General features: G+C 70.9%; 26 protein-coding genes, 1 pseudogene and 1 riboswitch. Of the genes and pseudogenes, 12 read left to right on the forward strand and 15 right to left on the reverse strand.

The features are described from left to right. Positions 1-150: 150 nt before the first annotated feature. The 3 genes from ACWDR4_RS36625 to ACWDR4_RS36635 form a co-directional block, all read right to left on the reverse strand. Positions 151-1,014 carry an LLM class F420-dependent oxidoreductase gene (locus tag ACWDR4_RS36625; protein WP_450414884.1) on the reverse strand — a complete coding sequence of 288 codons (864 nt, stop codon included), beginning with the start codon at positions 1,012-1,014 and terminating at the stop codon, positions 151-153. Between the two features lie 114 nt (positions 1,015-1,128). Continuing rightward, on the reverse strand, positions 1,129-3,696 hold the full coding sequence (locus tag ACWDR4_RS36630; RefSeq protein ID WP_450414886.1) for an ABC transporter permease: 2,568 nt from the start codon (positions 3,694-3,696) through the stop codon (positions 1,129-1,131). Positions 3,697-3,702: 6 nt separating this feature from the next. Next, complete coding sequence (locus ACWDR4_RS36635; protein ID WP_450414888.1) at positions 3,703-4,533, reverse strand: ABC transporter ATP-binding protein; 831 nt, start codon at positions 4,531-4,533, stop codon at positions 3,703-3,705. 133 nt (positions 4,534-4,666) lie between these two features. On the opposite strand from ACWDR4_RS36635, the gene ACWDR4_RS36640 reads away from it, so the two are divergent. After that, positions 4,667-4,906, forward strand: a complete 240-nt coding sequence (locus tag ACWDR4_RS36640; protein WP_450414890.1) for a toxin-antitoxin system HicB family antitoxin — start codon at positions 4,667-4,669, stop codon at positions 4,904-4,906. Between the two features lie 48 nt (positions 4,907-4,954). Beyond that, positions 4,955-5,299, forward strand: coding sequence for a fic family toxin-antitoxin system, toxin component (locus ACWDR4_RS36645; RefSeq protein ID WP_450414923.1), 345 nt, complete (start codon positions 4,955-4,957; stop codon positions 5,297-5,299). 261 nt (positions 5,300-5,560) lie between these two features. Here the strand turns inward: ACWDR4_RS36645 and ACWDR4_RS36650 are convergent. Further along, a pseudogene (locus ACWDR4_RS36650) lies at positions 5,561-6,238 on the reverse strand (class I SAM-dependent methyltransferase); the annotation flags it as partial. Between the two features lie 87 nt (positions 6,239-6,325). After that, positions 6,326-7,012 carry an esterase/lipase family protein gene (locus tag ACWDR4_RS36655; protein ID WP_450414891.1) on the reverse strand — a complete coding sequence of 229 codons (687 nt, stop codon included), beginning with the start codon at positions 7,010-7,012 and terminating at the stop codon, positions 6,326-6,328. A 116-nt stretch (positions 7,013-7,128) separates the two neighbouring features. Here ACWDR4_RS36655 and ACWDR4_RS36660 point away from each other — a divergent pair, with 116 nt between their 5' ends. Next, positions 7,129-9,507: a LuxR C-terminal-related transcriptional regulator gene (locus ACWDR4_RS36660; RefSeq protein WP_450414892.1), complete on the forward strand. Its 2,379-nt coding sequence runs from the start codon at positions 7,129-7,131 to the stop codon at positions 9,505-9,507. A 71-nt stretch (positions 9,508-9,578) separates the two neighbouring features. Here ACWDR4_RS36660 and bioD read toward each other — a convergent pair whose 3' ends face one another. Genes bioD through bioB form a run of 3 tightly spaced genes read right to left on the reverse strand, consistent with a single transcriptional unit; the run spans position 9,579 to position 12,755 of the window. Then, complete coding sequence (gene bioD / locus ACWDR4_RS36665; protein ID WP_450414894.1) at positions 9,579-10,298, reverse strand: dethiobiotin synthase; 720 nt, start codon at positions 10,296-10,298, stop codon at positions 9,579-9,581. 2 nt (positions 10,299-10,300) lie between these two features. Further along, the gene (locus ACWDR4_RS36670; RefSeq protein WP_450414895.1) at positions 10,301-11,581 is read right to left on the reverse strand and encodes an adenosylmethionine--8-amino-7-oxononanoate transaminase; all 1,281 of its coding nucleotides are present in this window, start codon (positions 11,579-11,581) and stop codon (positions 10,301-10,303) included. Beyond that, entirely contained in the window at positions 11,574-12,755 is a 1,182-nt protein-coding gene (gene bioB, locus ACWDR4_RS36675; protein WP_450414896.1) for a biotin synthase BioB, read from the reverse strand. Before bioB ends, ACWDR4_RS36670 begins: the two co-directional genes overlap by 8 nt. A 340-nt stretch (positions 12,756-13,095) precedes the next feature. Here bioB and ACWDR4_RS36680 point away from each other — a divergent pair, with 340 nt between their 5' ends. Next, a complete protein-coding gene (locus tag ACWDR4_RS36680) occupies positions 13,096-14,223 on the forward strand; it encodes an 8-amino-7-oxononanoate synthase (RefSeq protein ID WP_450414897.1) in 1,128 nt (375 codons plus the stop codon). Between the two features lie 78 nt (positions 14,224-14,301). Here the strand turns inward: ACWDR4_RS36680 and ACWDR4_RS36685 are convergent, their stop codons facing one another. After that, entirely contained in the window at positions 14,302-14,523 is a 222-nt protein-coding gene (locus tag ACWDR4_RS36685) for a DUF397 domain-containing protein (RefSeq protein WP_450414898.1), read from the reverse strand. Positions 14,524-14,532: 9 nt separating this feature from the next. Continuing rightward, positions 14,533-15,390 (reverse strand): helix-turn-helix domain-containing protein, encoded by an 858-nt coding sequence (locus tag ACWDR4_RS36690; protein ID WP_450414900.1) that lies wholly within the window; start codon positions 15,388-15,390, stop codon positions 14,533-14,535. Positions 15,391-15,602: 212 nt separating this feature from the next. On the opposite strand from ACWDR4_RS36690, the gene ACWDR4_RS36695 reads away from it, so the two are divergent. Next, on the forward strand, positions 15,603-16,064 hold the full coding sequence (locus ACWDR4_RS36695) for an ATP-binding protein (RefSeq protein WP_450414901.1): 462 nt from the start codon (positions 15,603-15,605) through the stop codon (positions 16,062-16,064). Positions 16,065-16,096: 32 nt separating this feature from the next. Here ACWDR4_RS36695 and ACWDR4_RS36700 read toward each other — a convergent pair whose 3' ends face one another. Next, the gene (locus ACWDR4_RS36700; protein ID WP_450414902.1) at positions 16,097-17,023 is read right to left on the reverse strand and encodes a LysR family transcriptional regulator; all 927 of its coding nucleotides are present in this window, start codon (positions 17,021-17,023) and stop codon (positions 16,097-16,099) included. A gap of 113 nt (positions 17,024-17,136) precedes the next feature. Between ACWDR4_RS36700 and ACWDR4_RS36705 the strand changes: the two genes are divergently transcribed. Further along, positions 17,137-17,757: a LysE family translocator gene (locus tag ACWDR4_RS36705; RefSeq protein ID WP_450414904.1), complete on the forward strand. Its 621-nt coding sequence runs from the start codon at positions 17,137-17,139 to the stop codon at positions 17,755-17,757. Positions 17,758-17,819: 62 nt separating this feature from the next. Here ACWDR4_RS36705 and ACWDR4_RS36710 read toward each other — a convergent pair whose 3' ends face one another. The 3 genes from ACWDR4_RS36710 to ACWDR4_RS36720 form a co-directional block, all read right to left on the reverse strand. Continuing rightward, on the reverse strand, positions 17,820-18,293 hold the full coding sequence (locus tag ACWDR4_RS36710) for a C40 family peptidase (protein WP_450414906.1): 474 nt from the start codon (positions 18,291-18,293) through the stop codon (positions 17,820-17,822). 3 nt (positions 18,294-18,296) lie between these two features. Then, positions 18,297-18,476: riboswitch (cyclic di-AMP (ydaO/yuaA leader) on the reverse strand. 382 nt (positions 18,477-18,858) lie between these two features. After that, positions 18,859-19,167 (reverse strand): hypothetical protein, encoded by a 309-nt coding sequence (locus tag ACWDR4_RS36715; protein ID WP_006374491.1) that lies wholly within the window; start codon positions 19,165-19,167, stop codon positions 18,859-18,861. Positions 19,168-19,174: 7 nt separating this feature from the next. Then, positions 19,175-19,831, reverse strand: coding sequence for an ATP-dependent Clp protease proteolytic subunit (locus ACWDR4_RS36720; RefSeq protein WP_450414908.1), 657 nt, complete (start codon positions 19,829-19,831; stop codon positions 19,175-19,177). 224 nt (positions 19,832-20,055) lie between these two features. Here ACWDR4_RS36720 and ACWDR4_RS36725 point away from each other — a divergent pair, with 224 nt between their 5' ends. After that, the gene (locus tag ACWDR4_RS36725) at positions 20,056-20,331 is read left to right on the forward strand and encodes a type II toxin-antitoxin system Phd/YefM family antitoxin (RefSeq protein ID WP_369036304.1); all 276 of its coding nucleotides are present in this window, start codon (positions 20,056-20,058) and stop codon (positions 20,329-20,331) included. Between the two features lie 90 nt (positions 20,332-20,421). On the opposite strand, the gene ACWDR4_RS36730 is transcribed toward ACWDR4_RS36725, so the two are convergent. Continuing rightward, entirely contained in the window at positions 20,422-21,420 is a 999-nt protein-coding gene (locus tag ACWDR4_RS36730) for an ABC transporter permease (RefSeq protein ID WP_450414910.1), read from the reverse strand. A 153-nt stretch (positions 21,421-21,573) separates the two neighbouring features. On the opposite strand from ACWDR4_RS36730, the gene ACWDR4_RS36735 reads away from it, so the two are divergent. The 5 genes from ACWDR4_RS36735 (at position 21,574) to ACWDR4_RS36755 (ending at position 25,359) form a co-directional block, all read left to right on the forward strand. Then, positions 21,574-22,224 (forward strand): TetR/AcrR family transcriptional regulator, encoded by a 651-nt coding sequence (locus ACWDR4_RS36735; RefSeq protein ID WP_450414912.1) that lies wholly within the window; start codon positions 21,574-21,576, stop codon positions 22,222-22,224. 111 nt (positions 22,225-22,335) lie between these two features. Continuing rightward, the gene (locus ACWDR4_RS36740) at positions 22,336-22,638 is read left to right on the forward strand and encodes an urease subunit gamma (protein ID WP_450414914.1); all 303 of its coding nucleotides are present in this window, start codon (positions 22,336-22,338) and stop codon (positions 22,636-22,638) included. 13 nt (positions 22,639-22,651) lie between these two features. Beyond that, complete coding sequence (locus tag ACWDR4_RS36745; RefSeq protein WP_055535474.1) at positions 22,652-22,963, forward strand: urease subunit beta; 312 nt, start codon at positions 22,652-22,654, stop codon at positions 22,961-22,963. Further along, a complete protein-coding gene (locus ACWDR4_RS36750) occupies positions 22,956-24,677 on the forward strand; it encodes an urease subunit alpha (RefSeq protein ID WP_450414916.1) in 1,722 nt (573 codons plus the stop codon). The genes ACWDR4_RS36745 and ACWDR4_RS36750 overlap by 8 nt, the downstream gene beginning before the upstream one ends. A 16-nt stretch (positions 24,678-24,693) precedes the next feature. Then, positions 24,694-25,359: an urease accessory protein UreF gene (locus tag ACWDR4_RS36755; protein WP_450414917.1), complete on the forward strand. Its 666-nt coding sequence runs from the start codon at positions 24,694-24,696 to the stop codon at positions 25,357-25,359. Positions 25,360-25,455 lie beyond the last annotated feature (96 nt).

Consider the following 25,455-nt stretch of genomic DNA (forward strand, 5'->3'; position numbering starts at 1 on the left):
CCCGACCCGCCGTCAGGTCATGCCCCCGGAATCGATGACACTCCCCTGACCAGGCATTTGATCGTCTGATCGGCAGTCACTTCCCGGTCTGCGCGCCGCTGTACGCATAACCCGATCGGCGGCGACACGACTGCCGCATCCCTGGTCCGTTCACTCCGGCCGAAGCGCCTCGATCACCTGCCCGAACGGCTCCATGTACGGCTCCAGGACGGTGAAGTAGGTGAACCCGTACCGGTCCCGGATCGCCCGCACCCGCTCGGTGATCTGCTCCAGCGAGCCGGCCAGGACGAGCGGCAGCTCAAGGGCCTGATCCACGGTCAGCTGCGGCTGACGGGACAGCAGGGGCTGGAGTGCGGCGGCGGGGTCGTCGGTGACGGCGACCATCTGGAGGAGCAGGTTCAGCTCGGCGGGTTCCGGCCGACCGGCGGCCAGCCGGTGATAGGCCGCGACTCGCTCGTCCAGTTCCTCAGGCGTCAGCGGCTCCAGCGTTCCCGTCGCACTGCCCGGCACCGGGCGGGCTCCCGTGAAGGCCGCGATGTCGGCGTGCTCGGCGGTGAGCCGCAGCATCCGGTCGCCGTTGGCACCGATCAGCAGCGGCACCCGAGGCTGATCGGAGAGCAGCCGGCCCAACTCCTCGACGGTACGCCGCAGATGGTCCACGCGTTCGCCCGGCGAACCGTACGACAGGCCCGCCGTGTCGTGCTCCGCCTGTACGTATCCGGTACCGAGGCCGAGTTCGAGGCGCCCACCGGTCAGGGCGTCCGTGGTGGCGACCTCGCGGGCCAGCAGGGCGGGGTTCCAGAAGCCGGCGTTGAGCACGAACGTACCCAGACGGGTCCGCTCGGTAGCCCCGGCCGCCGCAACCAGAGCCGGAAAGGGCGCAACCATGCCGAGATGATCGGGAACCAGGATCACGTCATACCCGAGTTCCTCGGCCCGCCGACACTTGCCCCGCCATTCGTCGGCGGGCGCGGACGCCAACAGATTCACCCCGAAACGGAACGGACGCGACATGAACTCTCCTCATGGGAAGGCGCCCAGGGGCGCGGGGAACTGCGCGACCAGCCACAGCGGACCCGCACGGGCGACACCACCTGAGCCGCCCCCAAGGTTCCGCCGTGTGCACCTTCACTCGTGTGCGATAGCCGCCAATACGTTCATCCGAGACGCCCGCAGCGCAGGCAACAGCGCCGCCACGACGCCGACGAACGCCGATCCCACCACCACCGCGACGATCGTGTTCAAGGGAATCGCCAGCACCTCCATGCCCTGGAGCGCCAGCACTCGCTGGATACACACACCCCACACCAGCCCAAGCCCCAGCCCCAGCACCGCGCCGAACACGGCGATCACCACCGACTCCAGCCGGATCATCCGGCGCAGCTGCCGCCGGGACAGTCCGATGGCCCGCAGCAGCCCGATCTCGCGGGTGCGCTCCACGACCGACAGGGCGAGGGTGTTGACCACGCCGAGCACCGCGATGACGATCGCGAGCCCGAGGAGCGCGTACACGAGATAGAGCAGGACCGCGATCTGGTTGCGGATCAGTTCCTTGTAGTCGGCCTGGTCACGCACCTTGACCTGCGGATACGGTTCGAGGGTCCGCTCCAGCGCGGGACGCAGTTCGTCCGCGCTCGTGCCGTCCACGGCGTTGACGTACAGCGCGGACTCCTGGCCGCCGGGCACGTACTTCTCGGCGACGGCGATGCCGAAGTAGATCCCGCCCTGTGTGCCGAAGCCCTCGGCGTTCTCCTGGTCGGTGAGGGCGGCGACCGTCAGTTCGGTCCGTTCGCCGTCCGGGAACTCCACCGGCAGGACGGTGCCGAGGCGGACGTCGTGGTCCTTGGCGTAGTCGGCGGACATCGCCAGGTGCCCGTCCGCGAGCGCGGCGGCCGTGTCGCCCTGCACGTACTCGACCCGGGCGACGTCGTCGAGCCGCGCGTCGTACCCGGCGGCCGTGGTCTGGAGGCGCTTGCCGTCCGGAGTCGTCACCGCGACCGGCACGAACCGCTGCCGTACGACGAGTCCCACACCGTCCGTGGCCCGCACCTTGTCGGCGACCTCCTGCGGGAACGGCACGAAGTTGTCGTTCTGCACGACGAAGTCGGCGCCGAGTGTTTTGTCGATCTGCTGGTCGAAGGACTTGGTCATCGAGGCGCTGGCCACCGACATCCCGCCGACCAGGGCGAGGCCCACCATCAGCGCGGCGGCCGTGGCCCCCGTACGGCGAGGATTGCGCAGGGCGTTGCGCTGACTCATCATGCCGACCGGCCCGTAGATCGCCGGGAACGCCCCGCCGAGCACCCGGATGACCGGCCGGACCAGCAGCGGGCCCGCGATGACCGTGGCGATGAGGGTGAGGACGACCCCAAGTCCCAGCAGGGAGGCGGAGGTTGACGTCTCGTCGGCCGTGGCGCAGCCCACGAGTGCGGCTGCTCCGAGGGCGCCGACGATCGCGCCCACCACTGCCCGTACCCGCAACGGCCGTCCCACGCCCGCGATCTCGGCGTCCGAGAGGGCGGCCATGGGGGAGACGACCGCGGCCCGCCGGGCCGGCAGGTAGGCGGCCACGAAGGTGACCCCGAGTCCGACGGCGTACGCCGACACGGGAGTTGCCCAACCCACCACCATGTCGGCCGACTTGAGGTTCATGCCGAAGGCGCTCATCAGCCGGATCAGCCCGGCCGCGAGGCCGATCCCGACGGCGAGGCCGAGTGTCGAGCCGATCAGGCCGAGCAGGACCGCCTCCGTCAGCACAGACCGGCGCACCTGCCGCCGGTCGGCGCCGAGCGCCCGCAACAGGCCCAGTTCGCGGGTGCGTTGGGCGATCAGCATCGAGAAGGTGTTGACGATCAGGAAGACCCCGACGAGTACCGCGATCCCGGCAAATCCCAACATGACGTACTTGATCACGTCGAGGAACCCGCCGAGTTGCTCCGCGGCGGACTCGGCCTGTTCGGCGGCCGTCTCCAACTCGTAGTCGGTGGTGCCGATCTGGGCTGCGATACGGGTCTTCAGCTCCGCGTCGCTCACCCCGCTCGCGGCGGTCACCGAGATGCTCGTGGCCCGGTCCGGCGAACCGAGCAGCATGGTCGGCGCGGCCTTCGGGTCCAGGAAGATCAGCGCCGCGCCCGGGTTGGTGGTGGTGAAGGTGGCGATGCCGACGATCTTCACCCTGAACGACCCGGGCTGCGCCTGGACGGTGAGCGTGTCGCCGATGCCCACGTCCTTGCTGTCGGCGGTGTCCGCGTCCAGCAGGGCCTCGCCGTCGCCCTCGGGGACGTGCCCTGAGGTGAGTTCGACGGGGCTGCGGTCGGTGAGGTACCAGTCGGTGGCGATGGTGGGGGCGCCCGAGGTCGGCGAGACCGACTCGTTGCGGTCGTCGACGACGGTGATGTTCTCGACGGACGCGTCCGCGTGGGCGTCCTCGACCCCGGCGACCCCGGCGACCCGCTGGGCCAGTGAGGCGGGCACGGTCAGGGCCTCGCCGGACGGCACCTGCGAGGTGAAGTCCTCGCGCGGTTTCACCGTGACATCGGCGGAGGTGGAGGCGAAGAGCCGGTCGAAGGTACGGGTGACCGTGTCGGAGAAGATCAGGCTGCCCGCGACGAACGCCACGGACAGGACGATGGCCAGCGCGGAGAGCAGCAGCCGGCCCTTGTGCGCGAGGAAACTCCTGAGCGTTGCCTTCAGCACGGGGTGTCAGTCCTCGTCGGTGGGCTTGGTGAGGGACGTCTCGCTGGGCGTCGGGGTCTGGGATTGGCCTCCGGAGAACAGACGCATGCGCTCCAGGACCGCCTCCGCCGTGGGCCGGGCCATCTCGTCCACGATCCGCCCGTCCGCGAGGAAGAGCACCAGGTCGGAGTGGGCGGCGGCGCCCGGGTCGTGGGTCACCATGACGACCGTCTGGCCGAGGTCGTCGACGGCCTCGCGCAGAAAGCCGAGGACTTCGAGCCCGGCGCGCGAGTCGAGGTTGCCGGTCGGCTCGTCCGCGAAGATCAGCTCGGGGCGGGAGGCGAGCGCCCGGGCACAGGCCACGCGCTGCTGCTGCCCGCCGGACAGCTGGGCCGGCCGGTGCTTCAGCCGGTCCCGCAGCCCCAGCGTGTCGATGACCTGGTCCAGCCACTTCTGGTCGGGTTTCTGGCCCGCGATGTCCATCGGCAGGGTGATGTTCTCGACGGCGTTCAGCGTCGGGATCAGATTGAACGACTGGAACATGAACCCGATCCGGTCACGCCGCAGCCGGGTCAGATCGCGGTCCTTCAGCCCCGTGATCTCCGTGTCGCCGAGCCAGACCTGCCCCGCCGAGACGGTGTCGAGCCCCGCCAGACAGTGCATCAACGTGGACTTTCCCGAGCCGGACGGCCCCATGACGGCGGTGAAACGCCCGCGCGCGATGTCCACGTCGACCGAGTCGAGGGCGAGCACGGTCGTCTCGCCCGAGCCGTACGCCTTGGTCAGGGCGCGGGCCCGGGCCGCGGTCCCGTCCGCCTCCGCGTGCTCGGGGGCGTGCTCCGCAGCAGGTGTGGACAAGGCTGCCTCCTTAGGTGGCTCTCCCGTGTTCCTTGTCCCCGCCGAGCGTAGTGTGACCAGGCGCACACTCGGTATCCCTTTTCACTCATGGGCTGCCTTGCCGGTGCTAGCACTCACGCGCTAGTTTCGAAGTATGGCGAAGACTCAGCTGAACGTCCGGGTCGACGAGGGCACCGCCCGGGCGGCGCGCGAACAGGCCCTGGCCCGCGGAATGAGTGTCAACCGCTACATCGAGGAACTGGTCAAACAGGACACCGGCGAGGCGGGCCACACCTTCGTGGAGGCCGCCGCCGACTTCATGAAGCAGTACGAGAACGTCTTCGCCGAGGAGTTCGGCACGGACCGCGAAGGCAAGCGCGAAGGTCGTCACTGACCCTTGGACAACTTCGGCAACCTCAGGATCGACCTCGCCTGGCTCCTCATGATCGCCGAACGGAAGACGCCCGGAGACCCCCAGGTCTCCGACTGGGGCGCTCTCGTCGCCGCCGTCGCCCGCCACGAGGCCCAGATATTCGACATCCCCGTCTACGACAACCCGCACGCCCGGGCCGCCGCCCTCCTCCAACTCCTGCTGCACGTGCCCGCGTTGGAGCGCTCCAACGCGCTCTTCGCATCGGCCGTCGCGTACGCCTACCTCATCGCCAGCGGGGTCAAGGTCGTCACCTCACCCGAGCAGGTGCGTGAACTGGCCCGCCTTGTGAAGACGGGCAACGCCTCGGTGTACGACGTCGCGCAAGAACTGCGCCAGTGGAGCGTCTCTGATTGACTTGACGATCCTGAGCGGTCCTCAGGGAGGTGAGTCAATCGCCTTCGTGCCCTGGTGCTGGACAACCGGAGTCGTCAGCCCTCGTGGCACGTCCCTCCGGACGCTGGTCGGCCAGGTCTCGCGACGTCACCGAGGAGGGTGCCCGACGTCGCCTGGGCGCCGGGCGTGCACTTCACACTCTGCCACGACATGACTACGTTTCGCTAATCCGACTGATAGGCCCTGTGAGGCATCCGTCCCCGGCTCGGTCCCTGGCTGCCGAGGACGCCACGCGCTGCCCAGCACGCAGTACGAGGCGGGTAGCCGGGGCCCCTTCTCGGGCAGCAACAGCTGCCGGTACGGGCCGAGTTCGAACCCGGCGTCCCGCAGCGCGGCCACCGGGTCCCGGGCTACATGACAGCCGCCGGCGAGCATGGGCCACACCGTGCGGTCGAGGGCGCGCTGGGCGAACCGCATCGCGGGCCCGCCGCCGACGCCGTGCTCGAAGAACCGCACCTCACCACCGGGCCGCAGCACCCGCCGTACCTCACCGAGCGCCCGTGGCACGTCCCGGACACCGCACAGCACCAGCGAGAGCACGACCGCGTCGAAGGCCTCGCCCTTCACCGGCAGCGCCTCCGCCACACCCGGTACGACATCCACGGGCACCTCGGAGCGCAGCGCCGCCTCCACGGCCAACTTCCGCAGCAGGCGCTCGGGTTCGATCGCGACGACCTCCGAGACGGTGCCCGGATAGTGCGCGAAGTTCAGCCCGTTGCCCGCGCCGATCTCGATCACCCGCCCGGACAGCCCGGCGAGCAGCCGGTGCCGTACGCCGCCGAGGCCCATCCGGGTCTCGGCGGTCACGCTGAACCGGGCGTAGGAACGGGCGAACAGCGGATGGTGCACGGGATCACGCGGCACCTTGCCGGAGCCGGTGAAGGTGGACCGTAGCGGCATGGGGACCTCCCGGGGAGGACTGGCCTTACCGTGATTGTCCCCCTTACGGGACCCGCGCACCCCTGCTGTCGCCGTGGACCGGCGGGATCAGGCGATGAAGTCGCGCACCTGCCCGTAGACGCCGTAGTCGTTGTTCATCTCGTCGTGCGAGATGCAGCCGACCTCGACGTTCGTGGCGCCGCTCAGGATCGCGGTGGTGTCCGGGGTGAGCGCGTCGTCGCAGTTGGACCAGTAACTGGCGTACGACACGCTGCCCGGCGTCTCGTCGCCCGAGTTCAGCGCGGTCAGGAATGAACTTCCCGTGTACATCTCGGCGCACGAGGTGTACAGCCAGGAACACCAACTGGCCACCGTCGTCCCGTGGTTGGTGCCGGCCGTGGAGACGAAGTCGTCGACGTACGACGTTCCGCCGAGGTTCTTGAGGTAGTAGCGGGCGCTGAGCGCGCCCATCGAGTGGACGACGAGGTCGACCTTCGAGGCCCCCGTCGCGGCCAGAACTCTCTGTACCTCGGTGGCCAGTTGCTGGGCCGACGTGACGTTCGACTGGGACCACGAGTACGACCAGGCGTCCAGCTCGGCGGCCGTGTAGCCGTCGGCCTTGAAGTCGGCGACCCAGTCGTTCCAGCTGCTCGACGAGCTGCTGAGACCGTGCACGAAAACGACCGGATTGTAGGTTGCGGCCTGGGCGGGCGTCGCGGTGAGCGAGAGGGACAGAAGCATCGAGGACACGACAGCCGAGACGGCTGCCGTGATGCGTCGCGTGCGGCGCTGCATGGTGCCTCCTGATTCGGGCGGGGGTTGGCTGGAGTGTCGGGCCGGGTCTACGCGCGCCGCATCGGTGAAATCGCCGGTCTTTACGCACCTTGTAACTCGCCAGTAACGTGAGTTGTGTGGTGACCTCGGTGAATCCCCCGCCTCTGCCGCACATTTCGCCACCGCAGCTCACGGACGCGTGGCAGCAGCTCGGCCCCCCGCTCCCCGAAGGCGTCCGCGTGCGCGTTTTCTGTGCCGCGTACGGCGATCCGCGCGCCGCCGCCGAACTCGTACCGCTCCTCACCGAACGGCAGGCGGCCGGCCTCGACCCGCTCCCGGCGGAACCCGCCGCACTCGCCCCCGAACTCCTGCGGGCGCACCGCCGGGAGATCCGCGCCCTGCCCGACGACACCCGGGTGCTGCTCCTGCTCGCGGCGGCCGACCAGCACCCGGTGCAGACCCACGCCTTCCTGCGCGCGGTCGCCGCGGGCGGCCTCGACACCCGCGCCCTCGAAGCCGCCGAGACGGCCGGGATCGCGCACGCGGGGGTGAGCGGTGTGGTCTTCCGCGACGCGTGGACGCGCATCGCGGCGTACGAGTGCGGGTCCTCGGCGGACCGGCGGGACGCGCACCGACTGCTGGCCCGGGTCCTGCACGGCGCCGGTGAGACGCCCCGGCGGTCCTGGCACCGGGGCGCCGGCGCCCTCGGCCCCAGCGGGCGCCTGGCCGCCGAACTCGGCGCCGCCGCGAACGAGGCGCGTGAGCTGGGCGACCACGCCCTGGCCGGCGCCCTCGGCGAACTGGCCGCCGCCCTGTCGCCCGACCCGCGCGAACGGTCCCGGCTGCTCTCCCGGGCCGCCGCCGACGCCTGGCACCGCGGCGCCGGCGACCGGGCCCGCGGTCTGGTCGCCGCCTCGGACGAGAGCGCCCTGAACGGCATGCTCGCCCTGCGGTCGGGCAACGCGACGGAGGCCTTCGACGGGCTGCTGACGGCCGCGGTCCGGCATGCGCGGGCCGCGCTGGAGCAAGGGGGTGCAGGGAGTGCGGGGAGTGTGCTGAATCGTTCCGCTGAGGATCACCGGGATGAGGATCACGGGGATCACGGGCCTCGCGTCGGCCCGCCGGAACGATTCGGCGCATCGGGCGGCCCCTTCTCGTACCCGTACGCGCCCCAGGGTTCACAGTCCTCGCACGCCGTTCCGAACCCCGACCTCGACATCGCCGTGCACCTGCTGGCACGTGCCACCGAGGCCGCCATCTACACCGGCGACCTCCGCCGCTGCCGCGAGGCGGCCACCGTGGCCGCGCGGCTCGGCATCATCCCGCCCGGCACCCTCGCGGGACTCGCCGCCGCCGTCGAGGGGCGGTACGAGGACGCCCGCAACCTCCTGAAGGCCGCCGCCGGGCGTTGTGGTCCCGGTGGCGACCCCACCCTGCTCATCCACTCCGGCATCGCCTCACTGCTCCTCGGCGACCACTCGGGCGCCGAACGCGCCACCGTACGGGCCGCCGCCTCCGCCCGCGCCCGGGGTGAGACGGTCACCGTCCCGCAGGCCATGGAGTTCCGGGCCTATGCCGACTTCTGGACCGGACGCCCACGCGCCGCCGAGGCTGCCGCGGCCGACGCCCTCTGGCAGGCGTACGCCACCGGCCAGGACAACGGCGCGTGTCATCTCCAGGCCGCGCTCGCCATGTTCGCGGCGGTGACCGGCGACGGCGAGGTCTGCCGGGAACGCGCCGAGGCGGCCCGTACCCACGCCCGCGCGCATGGCCTGGGGCTGCCCGCTGCCCTTGCTTTGTGGGCGCTCGCCCTCCTGGACCTGTCCACCGGCCGGTTCGAGAGCGCCGCCGCCCGGTTGCGCGCCCTCGCCGGATTCGGCCCCGGGCACGGCCACCGGGCCATCCGGCACCTGGCCACCCCGCACTACGTCGAGGCCGCCGTCCGCACAGGTGACACGCGTGTCGCGCGGGCCGCTCATGCCGACTACGACCGGTGGGCTGTTGCTGTGCGCAGCGCGGACGACCTCGCGCTGAGCGCCCGCTGCCGTGCGCTGCTCGCCCCGGGTGCCGAAGCGGTCGACCACTACCGCACGGCCCTCGACCTGCACGCCCATGGCACGCGGGACTTCGAACGGGCCCGTACGGAGCTGTTGTTCGGGAGTGCGTTGCGGCGGTTGCGGCATCGGACCGAGGCGCGGGATCGGCTGCACAGTGCGTTGGAGGCGTTCGAGACGTTTGGGGCGCCGCACTGTGCGACGCAGGCGCGGGCGGAGTTGCGGGCGTTGGGGGCGCCGGTGACTGTTGTGGCGGGGGCGGTGGATTTTGCTGCGCGGCTTACGGCGCAGCAGTTGATGGTGGCGCGGATGGCTGCGGAGGGGGCGACCAACCGGGAGATCGCCGTCCGTCTTGCCTTGAGTCCGCGCACTATTGATCACCATCTGCGGGGGGTGTTCTCGCGGTTGGGGATTCGGTCGCGGATTGAGCTGGTGCGGTTGTTGGGGGAAGAAGGGTTGTGAGTTGGGTGCGGCTTGGTGGGGGCTGGTCGCGCCCCGCGGCGGAGCCGCAGATCAGATACAGCCCCGCGCCCCTAAAGGGGCGCCTCCCTTGCCGTGAATTCCGACGCGTCCCATGTTCCGTCCAGGGTTGGGGCCAGCCAACTCCTCGCCATTGTGCGGAAGTTGGCCGGGGGTAGCGTCCCGACTCCCGCAGGTAGTGCCCCGAGTAGAGGGGCACCGGCTACTACCGGCAGGTCCGCCAGGTTGCAACGAGCCGCCAGATCCGGTGAGTCGGGCCAGCTGCCGATGACGATGCCCGTCAAGTGGACGTTTCTGCGGGAGAGTTCACGGGTCGTCAGTTCTGTAGCGTTGAGGGTGCCCAGGCCTGCCGACGCGACTACCAGCACCGGGGCGTCCAGGAGTTGGGCCGCGTCCGCCAACGTGCCGCCCTGCTCGTCGAAGCGTACGAGGAGGCCGCCCGCGCCCTCCACCAGGACCAGGTCGTACTCGGTGGCCAGTTTGGCGGCGGCCTCCGCGATCTCGGCGGGGCGTACCGGGGGGAGTGAGGCGCGGCGGGCTGCCGTTGCCGGGGCCAACGGGTCGGGGTAGCGGGCGAGTTCGAGGGTGTGTGCGGGGCCCGCGAGGCGCGCCACCTCGTCGGCGTCGCCGCGCTCGTCCGAGCGTACCCCCGTCTGGGCGGGCTTGAGCACGGCCACTGTGCGGCCCGCCGCGAGGGCTGTCGCGGCGACGGCGGCCGTCGTGATGGTCTTGCCGACCTCCGTGCCCGTCCCCGTGATCACCAGGATCGGCATGTTCATCCCTCCTGTGCCGCCGCGCACACCGCGCGCGTGATCCGGGTCAGGTCCTCGTCGCCGGTGACGTACGGCGGCATCGTGTAGACGAGGTCGCGGAACGGCCGCAGCCACACGCCCTCGCGCACGGCCGCCGCCGTGGCCGTCGCCATGTCCACCTCGTGGTCGAGCTGGACCACCCCGATCGCGCCCAGGACGCGTACGTCCCGGACACCGGGGAGTTCGGCCGCCCCCGCCAGGCCGTCCCGCAGACCGGCCTCGATGCGCTTGACCTCCGCCTGCCAGTCCTGGTCGAGCAGCAGGCCGATCGAGGCGCAGGCCACGGCCGCCGCCAGGGGGTTGGCCATGAAGGTCGGGCCGTGGGCCAGCACCGGGACCTCGCCGCGTGAGATGCCGTCGGCCACCCGGGCCGTGCACAGCGTCGCCGCCATCGTCAGGTAGCCGCCGGTCAGCGCCTTGCCGACGCACATCACATCCGGCGTCACCGCCGCGTGCTCCGCCGCGAACAGCGCGCCCGTGCGCCCGAACCCGGTCGCGATCTCGTCGAACACGAGCAGTACGCCGTACTCGTCGCACGCCTCGCGCAGCACCCGCAGATAGGTGGGGGAGTGGAACCGCATCCCGCCCGCGCCCTGCACCACCGGTTCGACGATCACGGCGGCCAGTTCGTCCGCGTGGCGTTCGATCGTCGAGCGGAGGTGGTCGGAGTACGACTCGTCGTACTCGGTCGGCGGGGCGTCCGCGAAGACCTGGCGGGGCAGGATTCCCTGCCACAGCTCGTGCATGCCGCCCTCGGGGTCGCACACGGACATCGGCTGCCAGGTGTCGCCGTGATAGCCGCCGCGCCAGGTGAGGAGGCGTTGCTTGGCCGGGCGGCCGACCGAACGCCAGTACTGCAGGCACATCTTGACCGCTACCTCGACCGACACCGACCCCGAGTCGGCGAGGAAGACGTGTTCGAGGCCGTCCGGCGACAAGTCGACAAGGAGCTTCGCCAGTCGTACGGCGGGCTCGTGGGTGAGGCCGCCGAACATGACGTGGCTCATCCGCGAGAGCTGGTCGCGCGCCGCCTCGTTGAGCACCGGGTGGTTGTAGCCGTGGATCGCCGACCACCAGGACGACATCCCGTCGACCAGCTCGCCCGACCCGTCCGCCATCCGCAGCCGCACCCCGCTCGCCGACTCCACGACGAGCGGTTCGACCCGGCCCGGCATGGGCCCGTACGGATGCCAGACGTGCCGCCGGTCCAGGTCGAGCAGCTCGGACAGGGGCAGGTCAGGCATTGGGCGCGAGGTCCGTTCCGGCACCTCGGCGGCGTACGGCGACCAGGTCCGTACGGGGTTCGTTGGCCGTCGGCGTCGCGGGGGCGGCCGTACCGCAGACACCGCCGCCCTCGGGCGAGCCGCATCCGGCGCCCGCGGACTCGTGGGACCCACATCCGCCGCCCACCGTCGCCCGGTGTTCCGGCAGCGTCACCTGGTCGGTGCCCTCGATCTCGAAACCGGCGTCGGCGATCATGTCGAGGTCGGCCTGGCCGGCCTGGCCCTCGGTGGTGAGGTAGTCGCCGAGGAAGATCGAGTTGGCCAGGTGCAGGGCGAGCGGCTGCATCGTCCGCAGATGGACCTCACGGCCGCCCGCGATCCGCACCTCCGCGTCCGGGCAGACGAACCGGACCATCGCCAGGATGCGCAGACAGCGCTGCGGGGTGAGGTTCCACTCCTTGGCCAGCGGGGTGCCCTCGACCGGGATGAGGAAGTTGACCGGAATCGAGTCCGGGTCCAGGTCGCGGAGCGAGAAGACGACGTCCACGAGGTCGTCGTCGGTCTCGCCCATGCCCGCGATCAGGCCCGAGCAGGCGGACAGCCCGGCCGCGTGCGCCTTCTGGACGGTGTCCACCCGGTCCTCGTAGGTGTGGGTGGTGGTGATCTCGCCGTAGGTGGCCTCGGACGTGTTGAGGTTGTGGTTGTAGGCGTCCGCTCCGGCCGCGCGGAGCCGTTCAGCCTGACCGTCGGAGAGCAGCCCGAGGCAGGCGCACACCTCCACGCCCTCGTTCTGGTCCTTGATCGCCTTGATCGTGCCGGCGACCCGGTCCACGTCCCGGTCCGTCGGACCACGCCCGGACGCCACCAGACAGACCCGCTTGGCGCCCCCGGCCAGCCCGGCCGCCGCGGCCTTCGAGGCCTCGTCCGGCTTGAGCCAGGTGTACTTGAGGATGCCGGTGGTGGAGCCGAGGCGCTGGGAGCAGTAGGAGCAGTCCTCGGGACACAGGCCCGACTTCAGGTTGACCAGGTAGTTGAGCTTCACCCGGCGGCCGAACCAGTGCCGGCGCACCTTCCCGGCCGCGGTCACCACATCGAGCAGATCGTCGTCGGAGGTGGCCAGCACGGCCAGCGCCTCTTCGCGGGTCGGCAGCTCGCGCCGCAGCCCCTTGTCCACCAGCGTCGTCAGCAGGTCCATGGGAGCCGATCCTGACCTATCCGACGGTCCGAGGGAAAGGAGAGTTCGTACAAGAGAGGTGCTTCGACGTGTGGGTATTGCCACATCATGGGTGGCAGGGTGGCCCGCTAGGGTCTGTCCGGCGGAGCAGGCCGCAGGGGACGCGACGGTGCCCCATTAACGCCGGTGAGCGGGGCCTGGTGCGTGCAGCTGCAAGGCGGAGGAGGGAGCCGACGCGGAGCGTCGGCGAGTGACGACAACGCGGCAGATGTGCGTGCCAGGCCCCGCGTCTGCGGCATGGTCCGCCGGACAGGCCCTAGGGTCTGTCCACTGCCTACAAACCTGTGTGCTCGGAGGACCCATGGCGTTCGGCTGGATCGACGAGCAGGCCGAGGCGCGGCGGCGCGCCGGACTCGTACGGACCCTGCGCCCGCGTCCCGCCGACTCGCCGCTCCTCGACCTCGCGAGCAACGACTATCTGGGCCTTGCCCGGCACCCCGAGGTCACCGAGGGCGCGGCCCGGGCCGCCCGGCGCTGGGGCGGCGGGGCCACCGGGTCGCGCCTCGTCACCGGCAGTACCGAACTGCACGCGGAACTCGAACGCGAACTGGCCGACTTCTGCGGTTTCGAGGCCGCCCTCGTCTTCTCCTCCGGCTACGCGGCCAACCTCGCCGCCGTCACCGCGCTCGCGCCGCACGGCTCCCTCGTCGTCTCGGACGCGGGCAACCACGCCTCGCTGATCGACGGCTGCCGACTGGCCCGTGGCACCACCCAGGTCGTCGGGCACGCCGACCCGGACGCTGTCCGCAAGGCGCTCGGCACCCACACCGGGCCCGCCGTGGCTGTGTCCGACACGGTCTTCTCGGTCGACGGGGATGCCGCTCCGCTGGCCGAACTCGCCGCCGCCTGCCGGGAGTTCGGTGCGGGGATGGTTGTCGACGACGCGCACGGGCTGGGGGTTCTGGGTGACGGTGGGCGCGGTTCCGCGTACGCGGCCGGGCTGGCGGGGGCGCCGGACGTCGTCGTGACCGTCACGCTGTCCAAGTCGCTCGGGAGTCAGGGGGGTGCCGTGCTGGGGCCCGCTGCGGTGATCGAGCACCTCGTCAACGCGGCCCGTACGTTCATCTTCGACACCGGACTCGCCCCGGCGGCGGCGGGCGCGGCCCTCGCGGCCCTCACGCTGCTGCGCCGGGAGCCCGAACGGGCCGCACGCGCGCGGGCGGTGGCGCGCGACCTGCACACCCGGCTGACGGCACAGGGGCTGACGGCGGTACGGCCGGACGCGGCCGTCGTCTCCGTGCGTGCGCCGTCCCCGGAGGGGGCCGTGCGATGGGCGGCCGACTGCCGGGCCGCCGGAGTGGGCGTGGGCTGCTTCCGCCCGCCGTCCGTGCCCGACGGAGTGTCCCGGCTGCGGCTGACCGCCCGCGCGGACCTGTCCGAGGAGCAGATCGCACGGGCGGTACAGGTGATCGGCGAGAACCGACCGTAGATCCGTAGATCCGTAGTGCCGTTGATCAGTGACACGCGACCATGAGTCGGCGGACCACGGCCGTGCGTCCTAGGGCGATCACCGGAACGCGGTGAGGAAACCCGCCCAGCTCTCGGGGGAGAAGAGCAGGACAGGCCCGGCAGCGTTCTTGGAATCGCGTACGAACAGCCCGGACCGGACTTCCGTGTCCGGACGGGCCGTCTCCACACAGTTGTTCGCGCCGGTGCTGTAGCTGCTGCGCAGCCATTGCACACCGGGCGGTTCGACGACGGACAGGACGTTCCGAGGCAGTGCGGTCATGGTGCCTCCTTACACGCCGTGTTGCAGACCGGCGATGAAATCCAACGAATCCTCGGGCGAAAGGGCGTGGATCTGAAGGGTGTTGAAGGCCTCGCTGTAGGCCTGGAGGTCTTCTTTCCGTTCGAGGTAGAGGCTACTCATCATCTGGTCGAGAACAACCACATCCAGGTCAGAAGTGCTCGGAAAGGAGAAGATAACGAAAGGGCCGGTGATGCCGGTGTAAGCCCCTGCGGTGAACGGCAGGATCTGGAGCCTCACTTGGGGCAGGTGGGCCGCTTCCAGGAGTCGTTCCAGCTGACGCGTCATCACCTCTGGGCCACCCACTTCACGGCGCAGCACCGCCTCGTCGAGGACCGCGCTCAGCGCCAGCGGCGGATCCGAACGCAGTACGTCCTGCCGGGCCAGCCGCACCTCCACCAGGGCGTCGAGCCGGGTCTCCTCCAGGCCGTCCACGGCCGCCCGGGTCACCGCGCGGGCGTACTCCCGGGTCTGCAGCAGCCCCGGGACCACCGAGGTCTCCAGGGTCCGCATGGTGCTGGCCTGCGACTCCAGGCTGATGAAATCCCGGTAGGTGGGCGGGAGTACGCCACGATAGGCGTGCCACCAGTGGTGCCTGCCGCCGTCCTCACCGCCCGCCAGCACGAGCAGCAGCTCGCGCGACTCGCCGTCCGGGACCTGGTAGGCATCGAGAAGTAACCGGACGTCCGCGGGTTTCACCCCGCTGGCGCCGGTCTCGATCCGGCTCACCTTCGACTGGTGCCAGCCCACCAGACGGGCCGCCTGGCCACTGGTGAGTCCGGCCCGGGCACGCAGCGCGCGCAGTTCGGCACCCAGTTTTCGGCGGCGCACGGCGGGTCCGTACTGCATGGGCCACTCCTTACTCCTAATGAGCCGCCCAAATACGCTCTGGGGTCGCAGAGTTCACCGCTTCGAGCGACAGATATATGCATATCTTGGTGGATCGCACCCCGTGACCGGCGCGGGAATGGCAGTCTGGCGCGAAGCACCAGTCCGGGACCGTACTCGAACCAGCCGCTCCGTGTCGGGCTCCGGTTCCGTGGGAAAGGGACGACGCCGCCATGGCAGACCACCTGGAAGCATCCGTCACTCTGCCGAGCGATCCCGCCTCGGTCTCCGCCGCCCGCGCATATGTGGCCAACGTCCTGGCGGAATGGGGTCTGCCAGGCGACAGCGAGATCGCCGACACCATCCGCCTGATCGTCTCGGAACTCGCCACCAACGCCGTACAGCACACCTTCGGGTTGTCACCCACCTTCACGGTGGACGTCGCCCTCGACCGTGACGAACATCTGCGCATCGGGGTCACCGACAGTCACCCGCGCTTCCCCAAGCGGCTGCCCGCCGCCGTGCAGCAGGACAACGGCCGGGGGATGGTCATCATCCGCTGGCTGATCGCCGAGTCGGGCGGCAAACTCCGCGTCCGCCCCACCCGCGAGGGCGGTAAGACGGTGGCGATCGAACTCCCGTGGACGGCCCCGGCCCGGCCCCCGGTGACGGCGGCGGGCCAGCAGGAGCCGTAAGGAGCAGGAGCAGGAGCAGTATCGGTTCGGCCCTATGCTCCGGTTCCGCCGCCGTGCGCCCGCCCGAACGAGCCCCGCAGCAGGGCGCGGAAGGCGTCGGCGGCGGGCGCCGTCTCGTCGGTGCGGCGGACGACCGAGATCGTGCGGCGCAGGTCGCCGGGTTCCAGCAGCCGGGTGCCGACCGGGGTGACCGCCGTCCGCGCGACCATCTCCGGTACGACCGCCACCCCGAGCCCCGCGCTGACCAGCGCGCACACCAGGGCGTACCCCGGTGTTGCCACCAGCACCGACGGGGTCGCGCCGGCCCGGGCGAGGGCGGCCTCGACGCCCTGGCGGGGCGGATGGTCCGGCGCCATGCTGACCAGCGGCTGGCCCGCCAGCTCGGCCAGCGGCAGCCGCGACGCCTCCCCGGCCAGCACATGGCCCGGCGCCGTCACCAGGACCAGCTCCTCGACGAGGACCGGCTCGGCGGTGACCGACCCGGGCAGGGGCGCGGGCGGGGCCGGTTCGTAGGTGTGCGTGAGCGCGAGATCGACCTCCCCGGCCGCTACGGCGGCCACCCCGGCCGGCGGTTCGTAGTCCGCGACCGACAGCCGTACGTCCGGATGGGCCCGGCGGAACGCGCTCAGCATCGGCGGCAGCAGCTGGATCCCGGCCGTCTGGAAGGTGCCGAGACGGAGCGTGCCGCCCGACAGCCCGGTGAGCCCGGCCAGTTCGTGCCGGGCCCGGTCCAGTTCGTCCAGCACCCGGCGGGCCCGCGCCACCAGCAGCTCGCCCGCTGGTGTGAGCCTGGCTCCCCGGTGATGCCGTACGAGCAGCGCGGTGCCCGTCTCCCGTTCCAGCTTGGCGAGTTGCTGCGAGAGCGCGGGCGGGGTGTAGCCGAGGCGCTCGGCGGCCCGGGTGATGGACCCGGCCTCGGCGACCGCCACGAGAGCGGCGAGGCGAGTGGGGTCGTACATCCTGCGGCTCCAGGGACGGAGAGAGGCGGTGGCCAAGCCTTAACGACTGCTTAAGGCAGACCCAGGATATTCGACATACCTGCTGAAGGCCGGGCCGGGGCACGCTGGACGCCATGGACGCACAGCTCATCGCCTTCACCGGGGTCGCCGCAGGCATGGTCGCCATGCCGGGCGCCGATTTCACCGTCGTCGTACGCAACGCTCTCGTCTCCCGGCGGGCCGGGGTCGCGTGCGCGCTGGGGATCACCGGCGGGCTGCTTCTGCACACCGCGCTGGCCGTCGCCGGTGTCGCCGCCGTGCTCACGGCGGTGCCCGCGCTCTTCCGCGCGCTCCAACTGCTGGGCGGGGCCTATGTGCTGTATCTCGGGGCGCGGACGCTGTGGTCGCTGCGCGGGCGCCGGGAGGAGATGGCCGACGAGGCGAGGGTCGCCGTACGACCGCTGCGTCAGGGCTTCGTCACCAACGCGCTCAATCCCAAGGCGCCCATCACGTTCCTGAGCCTGCTGCCGCAGTTCGTGCCGGCGGGCGCTCCCGCACTGCCCAGGACGCTGCTGCTCGCGCTGATCGTCGTGGCGCTGGCCCTGGTGTGGTTCCCGGCGGTGGCACTCCTGGTGGACCGGCTCGGGCGGTGGCTGCGCCGGCCACGGGCCGCCCGGGCCGTCGAGGCGGTCACCGGCACCGCGCTGACGGTCCTCGGCTCGCTGCTCCTGCTGGAGCCCCTGCTGTCGCTGTGAGGGGCCGACGGGTCCCGGGGCGGGACGGCGGCTCCGGAAACCGCCGTCCCGCTCCGGGCAGGTCAGCTGACCCGGCCGTACCAGACGCTCTTCGTCCAGATCTTCTGGAGCTTCACGACGTCCCCGGTCTTCGGGGAGTGCCAGATCTTTCCCTTCCCGGCGTAGATGCCCACGTGGTAGACGTTCGAGCCCGAGTGGAAGAAGACCAGGTCCCCGCCGCGGCGGCTCTTGGCGGAGATGTGCTTGGTCTTGTTGTACTGGGACGCCGCCGTACGAGGCAGCTTCTTGCCCGCCTTCTTGTACGAGTACAGCGTGAACCCCGAGCAGTCGAACCTGTTCGGTCCCGTGGCGCCGTACTTGTACGGGGAGCCCTTCTTGGAGGCCGCGATCTGAAGTGCCTTCGTCGACGGCGCGATTGCCGCGGCTTCGGTCGCGACCCCCGGTATCACCAGGCTGCCGCCGACGGCGGCGAGGGTGAGGGCCGAGGCCGTACCGGCTCGGGACATCATCGACGGAACACGATTGAGCGCAGACATGCGCAACCCTTCGTCAGCCGCCTGTGAAGGATGACCTGTCGGATTCGGGCTGGCGAAGTTGCCCGGCCGCTGACGCGGCTTCACCCCAAGGGCTGCTCGGCCCGGTCATGGCGTGACCGTTCCGGCGACCCGTCGTGCCTGGGTCCTCCACTCCTGCCGATGCACATCTGTCGACCGGTCATCCGGGCGGCGGCAGGACTCGGCGTCCACCCGGATCGCCCCACCGTGGTGGCGGGGGCTTGTCGTCAGGAAGGGATCTTGGCTCATGGAAGTAGGAAAATCCCAATGGAATCAGGGCTTTGTGGCGTTACTCACCCGTGACCCATTCGGGTGGACACGCGTCCCCTCGGACCAATTCGGCGAGGGTCGCGCACCCCCGGACCAGCACGGAAACATCGCGGTTCCAGCTGTGAACTACGCGCGTCGCGCAAGCCGAACGGGCCGACCGGGGGACATATGACTACGCCGAACGGGGGATGCGATCCAGTCGCTCCCGGGCTCGTTCCGGACAGTCCGTCGCCGGGACGGACGGGCCCGTCCGGTACGGGTCCGTCGGCCGGGTGGGTCAACTGGCGGGCTCACGCGGAACGGTGACACGCGCCGTTCGGCGCTCCCCGTCGAGGACGCGCAGCGCACGCGCCAGCGTATGGGCATGCACCTCCGCTTCGCCACGCTGATGCATCAACTCCAGCGCGTCCCGCAGCGCCACGGCCTTGGCGACCAGAGCCTGCGCGGCCCGCAGTCCGCGGTAGGTGTCCCCGTGGTACGCGGGGTTGATACGGCCGAGCAGATCGGCCACTTCGAGGTAACGGTCGATCAACTCGCCCTCCGCGCGCGTCAGGGCGGGCAGCGGAGGCAGTTCGGGCGGAAGCATCGGTGGCTCACCTCGTGCCGGGGGCGGGGTCCGAAAACTTGCGGCTGGGCACGACCCGGTCCACCAGCCCGTACTCCAGGGCGGCCTGCGCGTCGAGGATCTTGTCCCGCTCGATGTCCGCGGCGACCTGCTCCGGGCTCTGTCCAGTGTGCCGTACGAGCAGTTCCTCCAGCAGGGTACGGATCCGGCCGACCTCCTGTGCCTGAATGGCGAGATCGCTCACCTGTCCCTGGATCGGCCCGGACAGCGAGGGCTGGTGGATCAGCACCCGGGCCCCCGGCAGCGCGCTGCGCTTGCCCGGCGTACCCGCGGCCAGCAGCACGGCCGCCGCGGAGGCCGCCTGCCCCAGACAGATCGTCTCCACGTCGCAGGTGACGAACTGCATCGTGTCGTAGATCGCCGTCATCGCGCTGAACGAGCCGCCGGGGGAGTTGATGTACAGCGAGATGTCCCGGTCGGGCGCCAGATATTCGAGATGCATGAACTGTGCCATCACGTCGTTGGCCGAGGTGTCGTCGACGGGCGTCCCGAGAAAGACGATCCGCTCCTCCAGCAGCTTCGAGTACGGATCCAGCGTCCGGTGCCCGGCACTGGTGCGTTCGGTGAACTCGGGCAGGACATAGCGGGCTGACGGTTCGTCGGTGTCTGTGCCGGTGTCGCTCATGGCGCGCGCCTCCTCGATGGCTTCCGTAAGAAATGTACAGGACGTACAGAACTTGGCGCGAGGGGTGTGCGGGCTTGTCGGCGTGGGGTTCGGAAGCGCCCCAAAGGGGCGCGGGGCTGTATCGATATGCGGCTCCGCCGCGTGGGCGCGACCAGCCACGGCGCCGCCGCAGTGAACCGACAACCCTTCGCCGCCCCTCCAGCGGAGCGCTTACGCTGGGGTGTATGGCCTACGAGATTCCGGTGACGCAAGCCAGGGCTGAACTCGCCGACCTGATCAACAAGGTGGTGTACGGCGGTGAGCGCGTCGTCGTGACGCGGCACGGCAAGCCCCTCGTCGCCCTGGTCTCCGCGGCCGACCTGGAACGCCTGGACAAGCTGGACGCGGCGGAGGAGCAGGTCGTCAGCGCCGTCTCCAGCGTCCGGGAGGTCGGTGCCGCGCCCGTCGAACGGCAGCGGTTCGGTATCGCGGCGGAGCACCGGGGGCCCGGGGCGCGCTGATCGCGCAGCTGGGATTACCAGGACAGACGGGGACCGGGTGCCCCGTCCGCTGTGGCGGGGCACCCGGTCCGTTTCGCTGTGGGTGGGTGGTCAGTTCGCCAGGGCGGGTTCCCGCTCGGTGGCCGGCGCCGGCTCGCTGTTCCCGTCCTCCGTACGGCGCTTGAGCGCGCTGCCGAGCAGGACCGCGCCCAGGCCCAGCGCCGCCCACCAGGTCAGGGTCAGGGCGGGACCGAGAGCCGCCGCGCCGTCGAAGAACGACACCGAGCGGAGCAGGGAGGTGCCCGCACCCGGCGGCAGCCACTGGCCGATCGCACCGACCGGCTCGGGCAGCAGTTGCGGGGCGCTGGACGCGCCGGAGAACGGGTTGCCGATCAGGACGACGGTCAGACCGCCGAGGCCGACTCCCGCGGTGCCGAGCAGCGCGGCGAGTCCGGCGACCGCGCCGCTCACGGCGAGCGCCGTCAGTCCCAGCGCGGCGGCCTCGGTCCACCAGTCGCCGGTGAGCACACCGAGCCAGCTGTGCGCGATCGCGGCGGCGACGACGCCGACCAGCGCGGCGCTCCCGAGCAGCGCGCCGGCCGCACGTACCCCGCGCAGCCCGAGCAGGGTGACCACCGCGCCGGCGGCCACCCCGGCCAGCGCCAGCGGCAGCACGCTCGCGCCGAAGGCGGCGCCGCGCGGGTCGTTCGCGGCGGCGGGGACGACGTCCACGGTGGTGACCTGAGCGCCGGACCGCGCCGCCTCCGTGGTCACCGCCTGCTGGAGGAGCTGGGCGACGAAGGGGCTCGCGGCCGACGCGGTGAGCAACTTCGGCCCCTGGGTGGTGACGACGACGGCGCCGTATACGGTCCGGTCCTCGATGGCGTCCCGGGCGGCGGCCTCGTCGGCGTAGCGGTGGATGTCGAAGGCGCCCTCGTGGGCCGACAGCTGCTGCTCGACCTGGGTGACCGCGGCGGCCGGGCCCGCCACGCCGAGCGGGAGGTCGCGGGGTGCGGTGCGGGCGGCGGGCCAGGCGAAGGCCCAGAGCGCCAGCGCGACCAGGACGGGGACCAGGACGACTACGGCGATCATGTGGCGGCGGTGCCCCATGGCTTCTTCCTCGAATCTCGAATCGACGGATCTGGGCGGACCTGGTGGATCCGGGTGGACCTAAAAAGAAGGATCGTTCGTTTTAGGTGCGTCACCACCGTCCTGCGACCGGCGCGCCTTGTCAAGAAGGAATGTTCGTTTTACGTTGTGGGCATGGCCCGCGTATCCCAGGAACATCTCGACGCCCGACGCCGTCAGATCCTCGACGGAGCGGCACTCTGCTTCGCCCGCAACGGCTTCCACGCCACGTCGATGCAGGACGTGCTCAAGGAGGTCGACCTCTCCGCCGGGGCCGTCTACCGCTACTTCAGCGGCAAGGAGGAGCTGATCGCCGCCATCGTCACCGAGGTGCTGGAGGAGGTCCGCGCCGCCTTCGAGGCCGCGGGCGGACAGAGCCCGCCTCCGCCGCCGGACGAGATGGTGGGCCGGGTGATGGGCGGGATGCTGGGCCTGCGCCCGGGGCTGACGCACGACGGGGCCGCCGTCTTCCCCCGCCTGCTCGTCCAGGTGTGGGCCGAGACCCTGCGCAACGACGAGCTGTCGAAGGCGCTGAACGAGGGGTACTCCAAGGTCCGCACGGTGTGGGTGCAGCTGGTCGAGCGGTACCAGGAAGCCGGGATGATGCGGGCCGACGTACCGGCCGAGAGTGTCGCGCGCACCATGATCGCGGCGGTTCAGGGCTTCGTCGCACAGATGGCCCTCTTCGGCAGCGCGCCGGTCGAAGTACTCCAGGAGGGACTTCGCGGCCTCATGAGCATGAGCGGGCCCGCTTCCGGCGCCCCGGATGGATCACGCGCCGGTTAACGTCCTTGAAACTCCGGCCAACTAGCGTGCCCATTCGCGCCACCAGCGGTTTTGGTGGCATCGGCAACCGGACCCCGCACGGTCCGGAGCGAGGATGTGAGGTGGGACGCCGTGCAACTGACTCCGCACGAGCAGGAGAGGCTGCTGATCCATGTGGCGGCGGATGTGGCCGAGAAGCGCAGGGCCCGAGGGCTCAGGCTGAACCATCCCGAGGCGATCGCGCTGATCACCTCGCACATCCTCGAAGGCGCCCGTGACGGCCGTACGGTCGCCGAGCTGATGTCCTCCGGGCGCAAGATCCTGACCAGGGAGGACGTCATGGACGGCATCCCCGAGATGATCCACGACGTCCAGGTCGAGGCGACCTTCCCGGACGGCACCAAGCTCGTCACCGTCCACGACCCGATCGTCTGAGGGGCGGGCTGCCGTGATTCCCGGAGAGATCCTGTTCGCCGACGGACCCGTTGTGTACAACGAGGGCCGCGAGGTCACGTCGATGACCGTGCTGAACGCCGCCGACCGGCCTGTCCAGGTCGGCTCCCACTACCACTTCGCCGAGGCCAACCCCGGCCTGGAGTTCGACCGTGCGGCAGCGCGGGGCAAGCGGCTCAACATCGCCGCCGGCACCGCCGTCCGCTTCGAACCCGGGATCCCCGTCGACGTAGAACTCGTTCCGCTCACCGGCGCGCGCATCGTGCCCGGACTGCGCGGGGAGACCGGAGGTGCCCTCGATGCCTGAGATCTCGCGTGCCGCGTACGCCGATCTGTTCGGCCCCACCACCGGCGACCGTATCCGGCTCGCCGACACCGATCTGCTGGTCGAGATCGAGGAGGATCGTTCCGGCGGTCCGGGTCTCGCCGGTGACGAGGCGGTGTTCGGCGGTGGCAAGGTCATCCGTGAGTCCATGGGCCAGGCGCGTGCTACGCGCGCAGATGGCACCCCGGACACGGTCATCACGGGCGCGGTGATCATCGATCACTGGGGAATCATCAAGGCCGACATCGGCATCCGTGACGGCCGGATCACCGGCATCGGCAAGGCCGGCAACCCCGACACGATGGACGGGATCCACCCCGACCTGGTCATCGGTCCGGAAACCGAGATCATCGCGGGCAACGGCCGGATCGTGACGGCGGGCGCCATCGACGCGCACGTCCACCTCATCTGCCCGCAGATCGCCGACGAGGCGCTCGCGTCGGGCGTCACGACCCTCATCGGCGGCGGTACGGGCCCCGCCGAGGGCTCCAAGGCGACGACCGTGACCCCCGGCCCCTGGCACCTCGCCCGGATGCTGGAGGCGATGGAGCAGTACCCGCTCAACTTCGGTCTGCTCGGCAAGGGCAACACCGTCTCGCACGACGCGATGCTCTCCCAGATCCGTGGCGGCGCGCTGGGCCTGAAGATCCACGAGGACTGGGGCTCGACTCCGGCCGCCATCGACGCGGCCCTCACCGTCGCCGACCGTACGGGCATCCAGGTCGCCATCCACACGGACACCCTCAACGAGGCCGGATTCGTGGCCGACACGCTCGCCGCGATCGCGGGCCGGGGCATCCACGCCTACCACACCGAGGGTGCGGGCGGCGGGCACGCGCCGGACATCATGTCCGTGGTCTCCGAGCCGCACGTCCTGCCCAGCTCCACCAACCCGACGCGCCCGTACACCGTCAACACCGCCGAGGAACACCTCGACATGCTGATGGTCTGCCACCACCTGAACCCGGCGGTACCGGAGGATCTGGCGTTCGCCGAGTCGCGGATCCGGCCGTCGACGATCGGGGCGGAGGACATCCTGCACGACCTGGGCGCGATCTCGATCATTTCATCGGACGCGCAGGCCATGGGCCGGGTCGGCGAGGTCATCATGCGCACGTGGCAGACGGCTCACGTGATGAAGCGCCGGAGGGGAGCCCTGCCGGGCGACGGCAGCGCGGACAATCACCGAGTACGTCGCTATGTCGCCAAGTACACGATCAACCCGGCCCTCGCACAGGGTCTCGCCGGGGAGGTGGGCTCCGTGGAGACGGGCAAGCTCGCCGACCTGGTTCTCTGGGAGCCCGCGTTCTTCGGGGTGAAGCCGCATCTCGTCATCAAGGGCGGGCAGATCGCGTACGCGCAGATGGGCGACGCGAACGCGTCCATCCCGACTCCGCAGCCGATCCTGCCTCGGCCGATGTTCGGGGCGATCGGGCGGGCGCCGGCATCGAACTCGTTCAACTTCGTCGCCGAGCTGGCGATCGAGGACGGGCTGCCCGAGCGGCTTCAGCTCGGGAAGCGGTTCGTGGCGATCGAGTCGACGCGTGCGGTGACCAAGGCCGACATGCGGGAGAACGACGCGCGTCCGGAGGTACGGATCAACCCCGACAGCTTCGCCGTGCACATCGACGGGGAGCTGGTCGAGGCCACTCCGGCGGCCGAACTGCCCATGGCTCAGCGCTACTTCCTCTTCTGATGGGGAGGCGGTTTCAGTGAGCAGGGCAGCGTTGCTGGTCTTGGCCGACGGCCGCTTTCCCGCCGGGGGCCACGCGCACTCCGGCGGGGCCGAGGCCGCGGTGAAGGCGGGGCGTATCACCGGGGCGGCGAGCCTGGAGGAGTTCTGCCGGGGGCGGCTGCACACGGCTGGGCTGGTGTCGGCGGCGCTGGCGGCGGCTGCGGCGCTCGGTGTCGATCCGGTGCGGTTGGACGGTGCGGCTGACGCCCGGACGCCGTCGCCGGCGTTGCGGGTCGCCGCGCGGAAGCTGGGGCGGCAGTTGATGCGGGCGGCGCGGGCGACGTGGCCGTCGGCCGAACTGGACGCGCTGGCGCGGGAGTTCCCCAAGGGGGCGCATCAGCCGGTGGTGCTGGGGCTGGCTGCTCGTGCGGCGGGGCTGGGGCCGGAGGACGCGGCGTACTGCTCCGTGTACGAGAGCGTCAGTGGGCCCGCGTCGGCGACTGTGCGGTTGCTGAGCCTTGATCCGTTCGATGCGACGGGGGTGTTGGCTCGGTTGGCGCCGGAGTTGGACCGGGTGGTGGATCGGGCGGTGGAGGCGGCGGTCGGGGGTGACGTCGATGCGTTGCCGGCGGCTTCTTCGCCGATGTTGGAGGTGGGGGCGGAGGGGCATGCGGGGTGGGCGATGCGGTTGTTCGCGTCGTAGCTTTCCTCGCCCCCGCCGCCCCTACCCGTCCCATCCTCGGGGGCTGCGCCCCCGAACCCCCGTATCGCGCTGAACGCGCTCGTCCTCAAACGCCGG

The sequence above is a fragment of the Streptomyces sp. NPDC000878 genome (assembly GCF_053599695.1).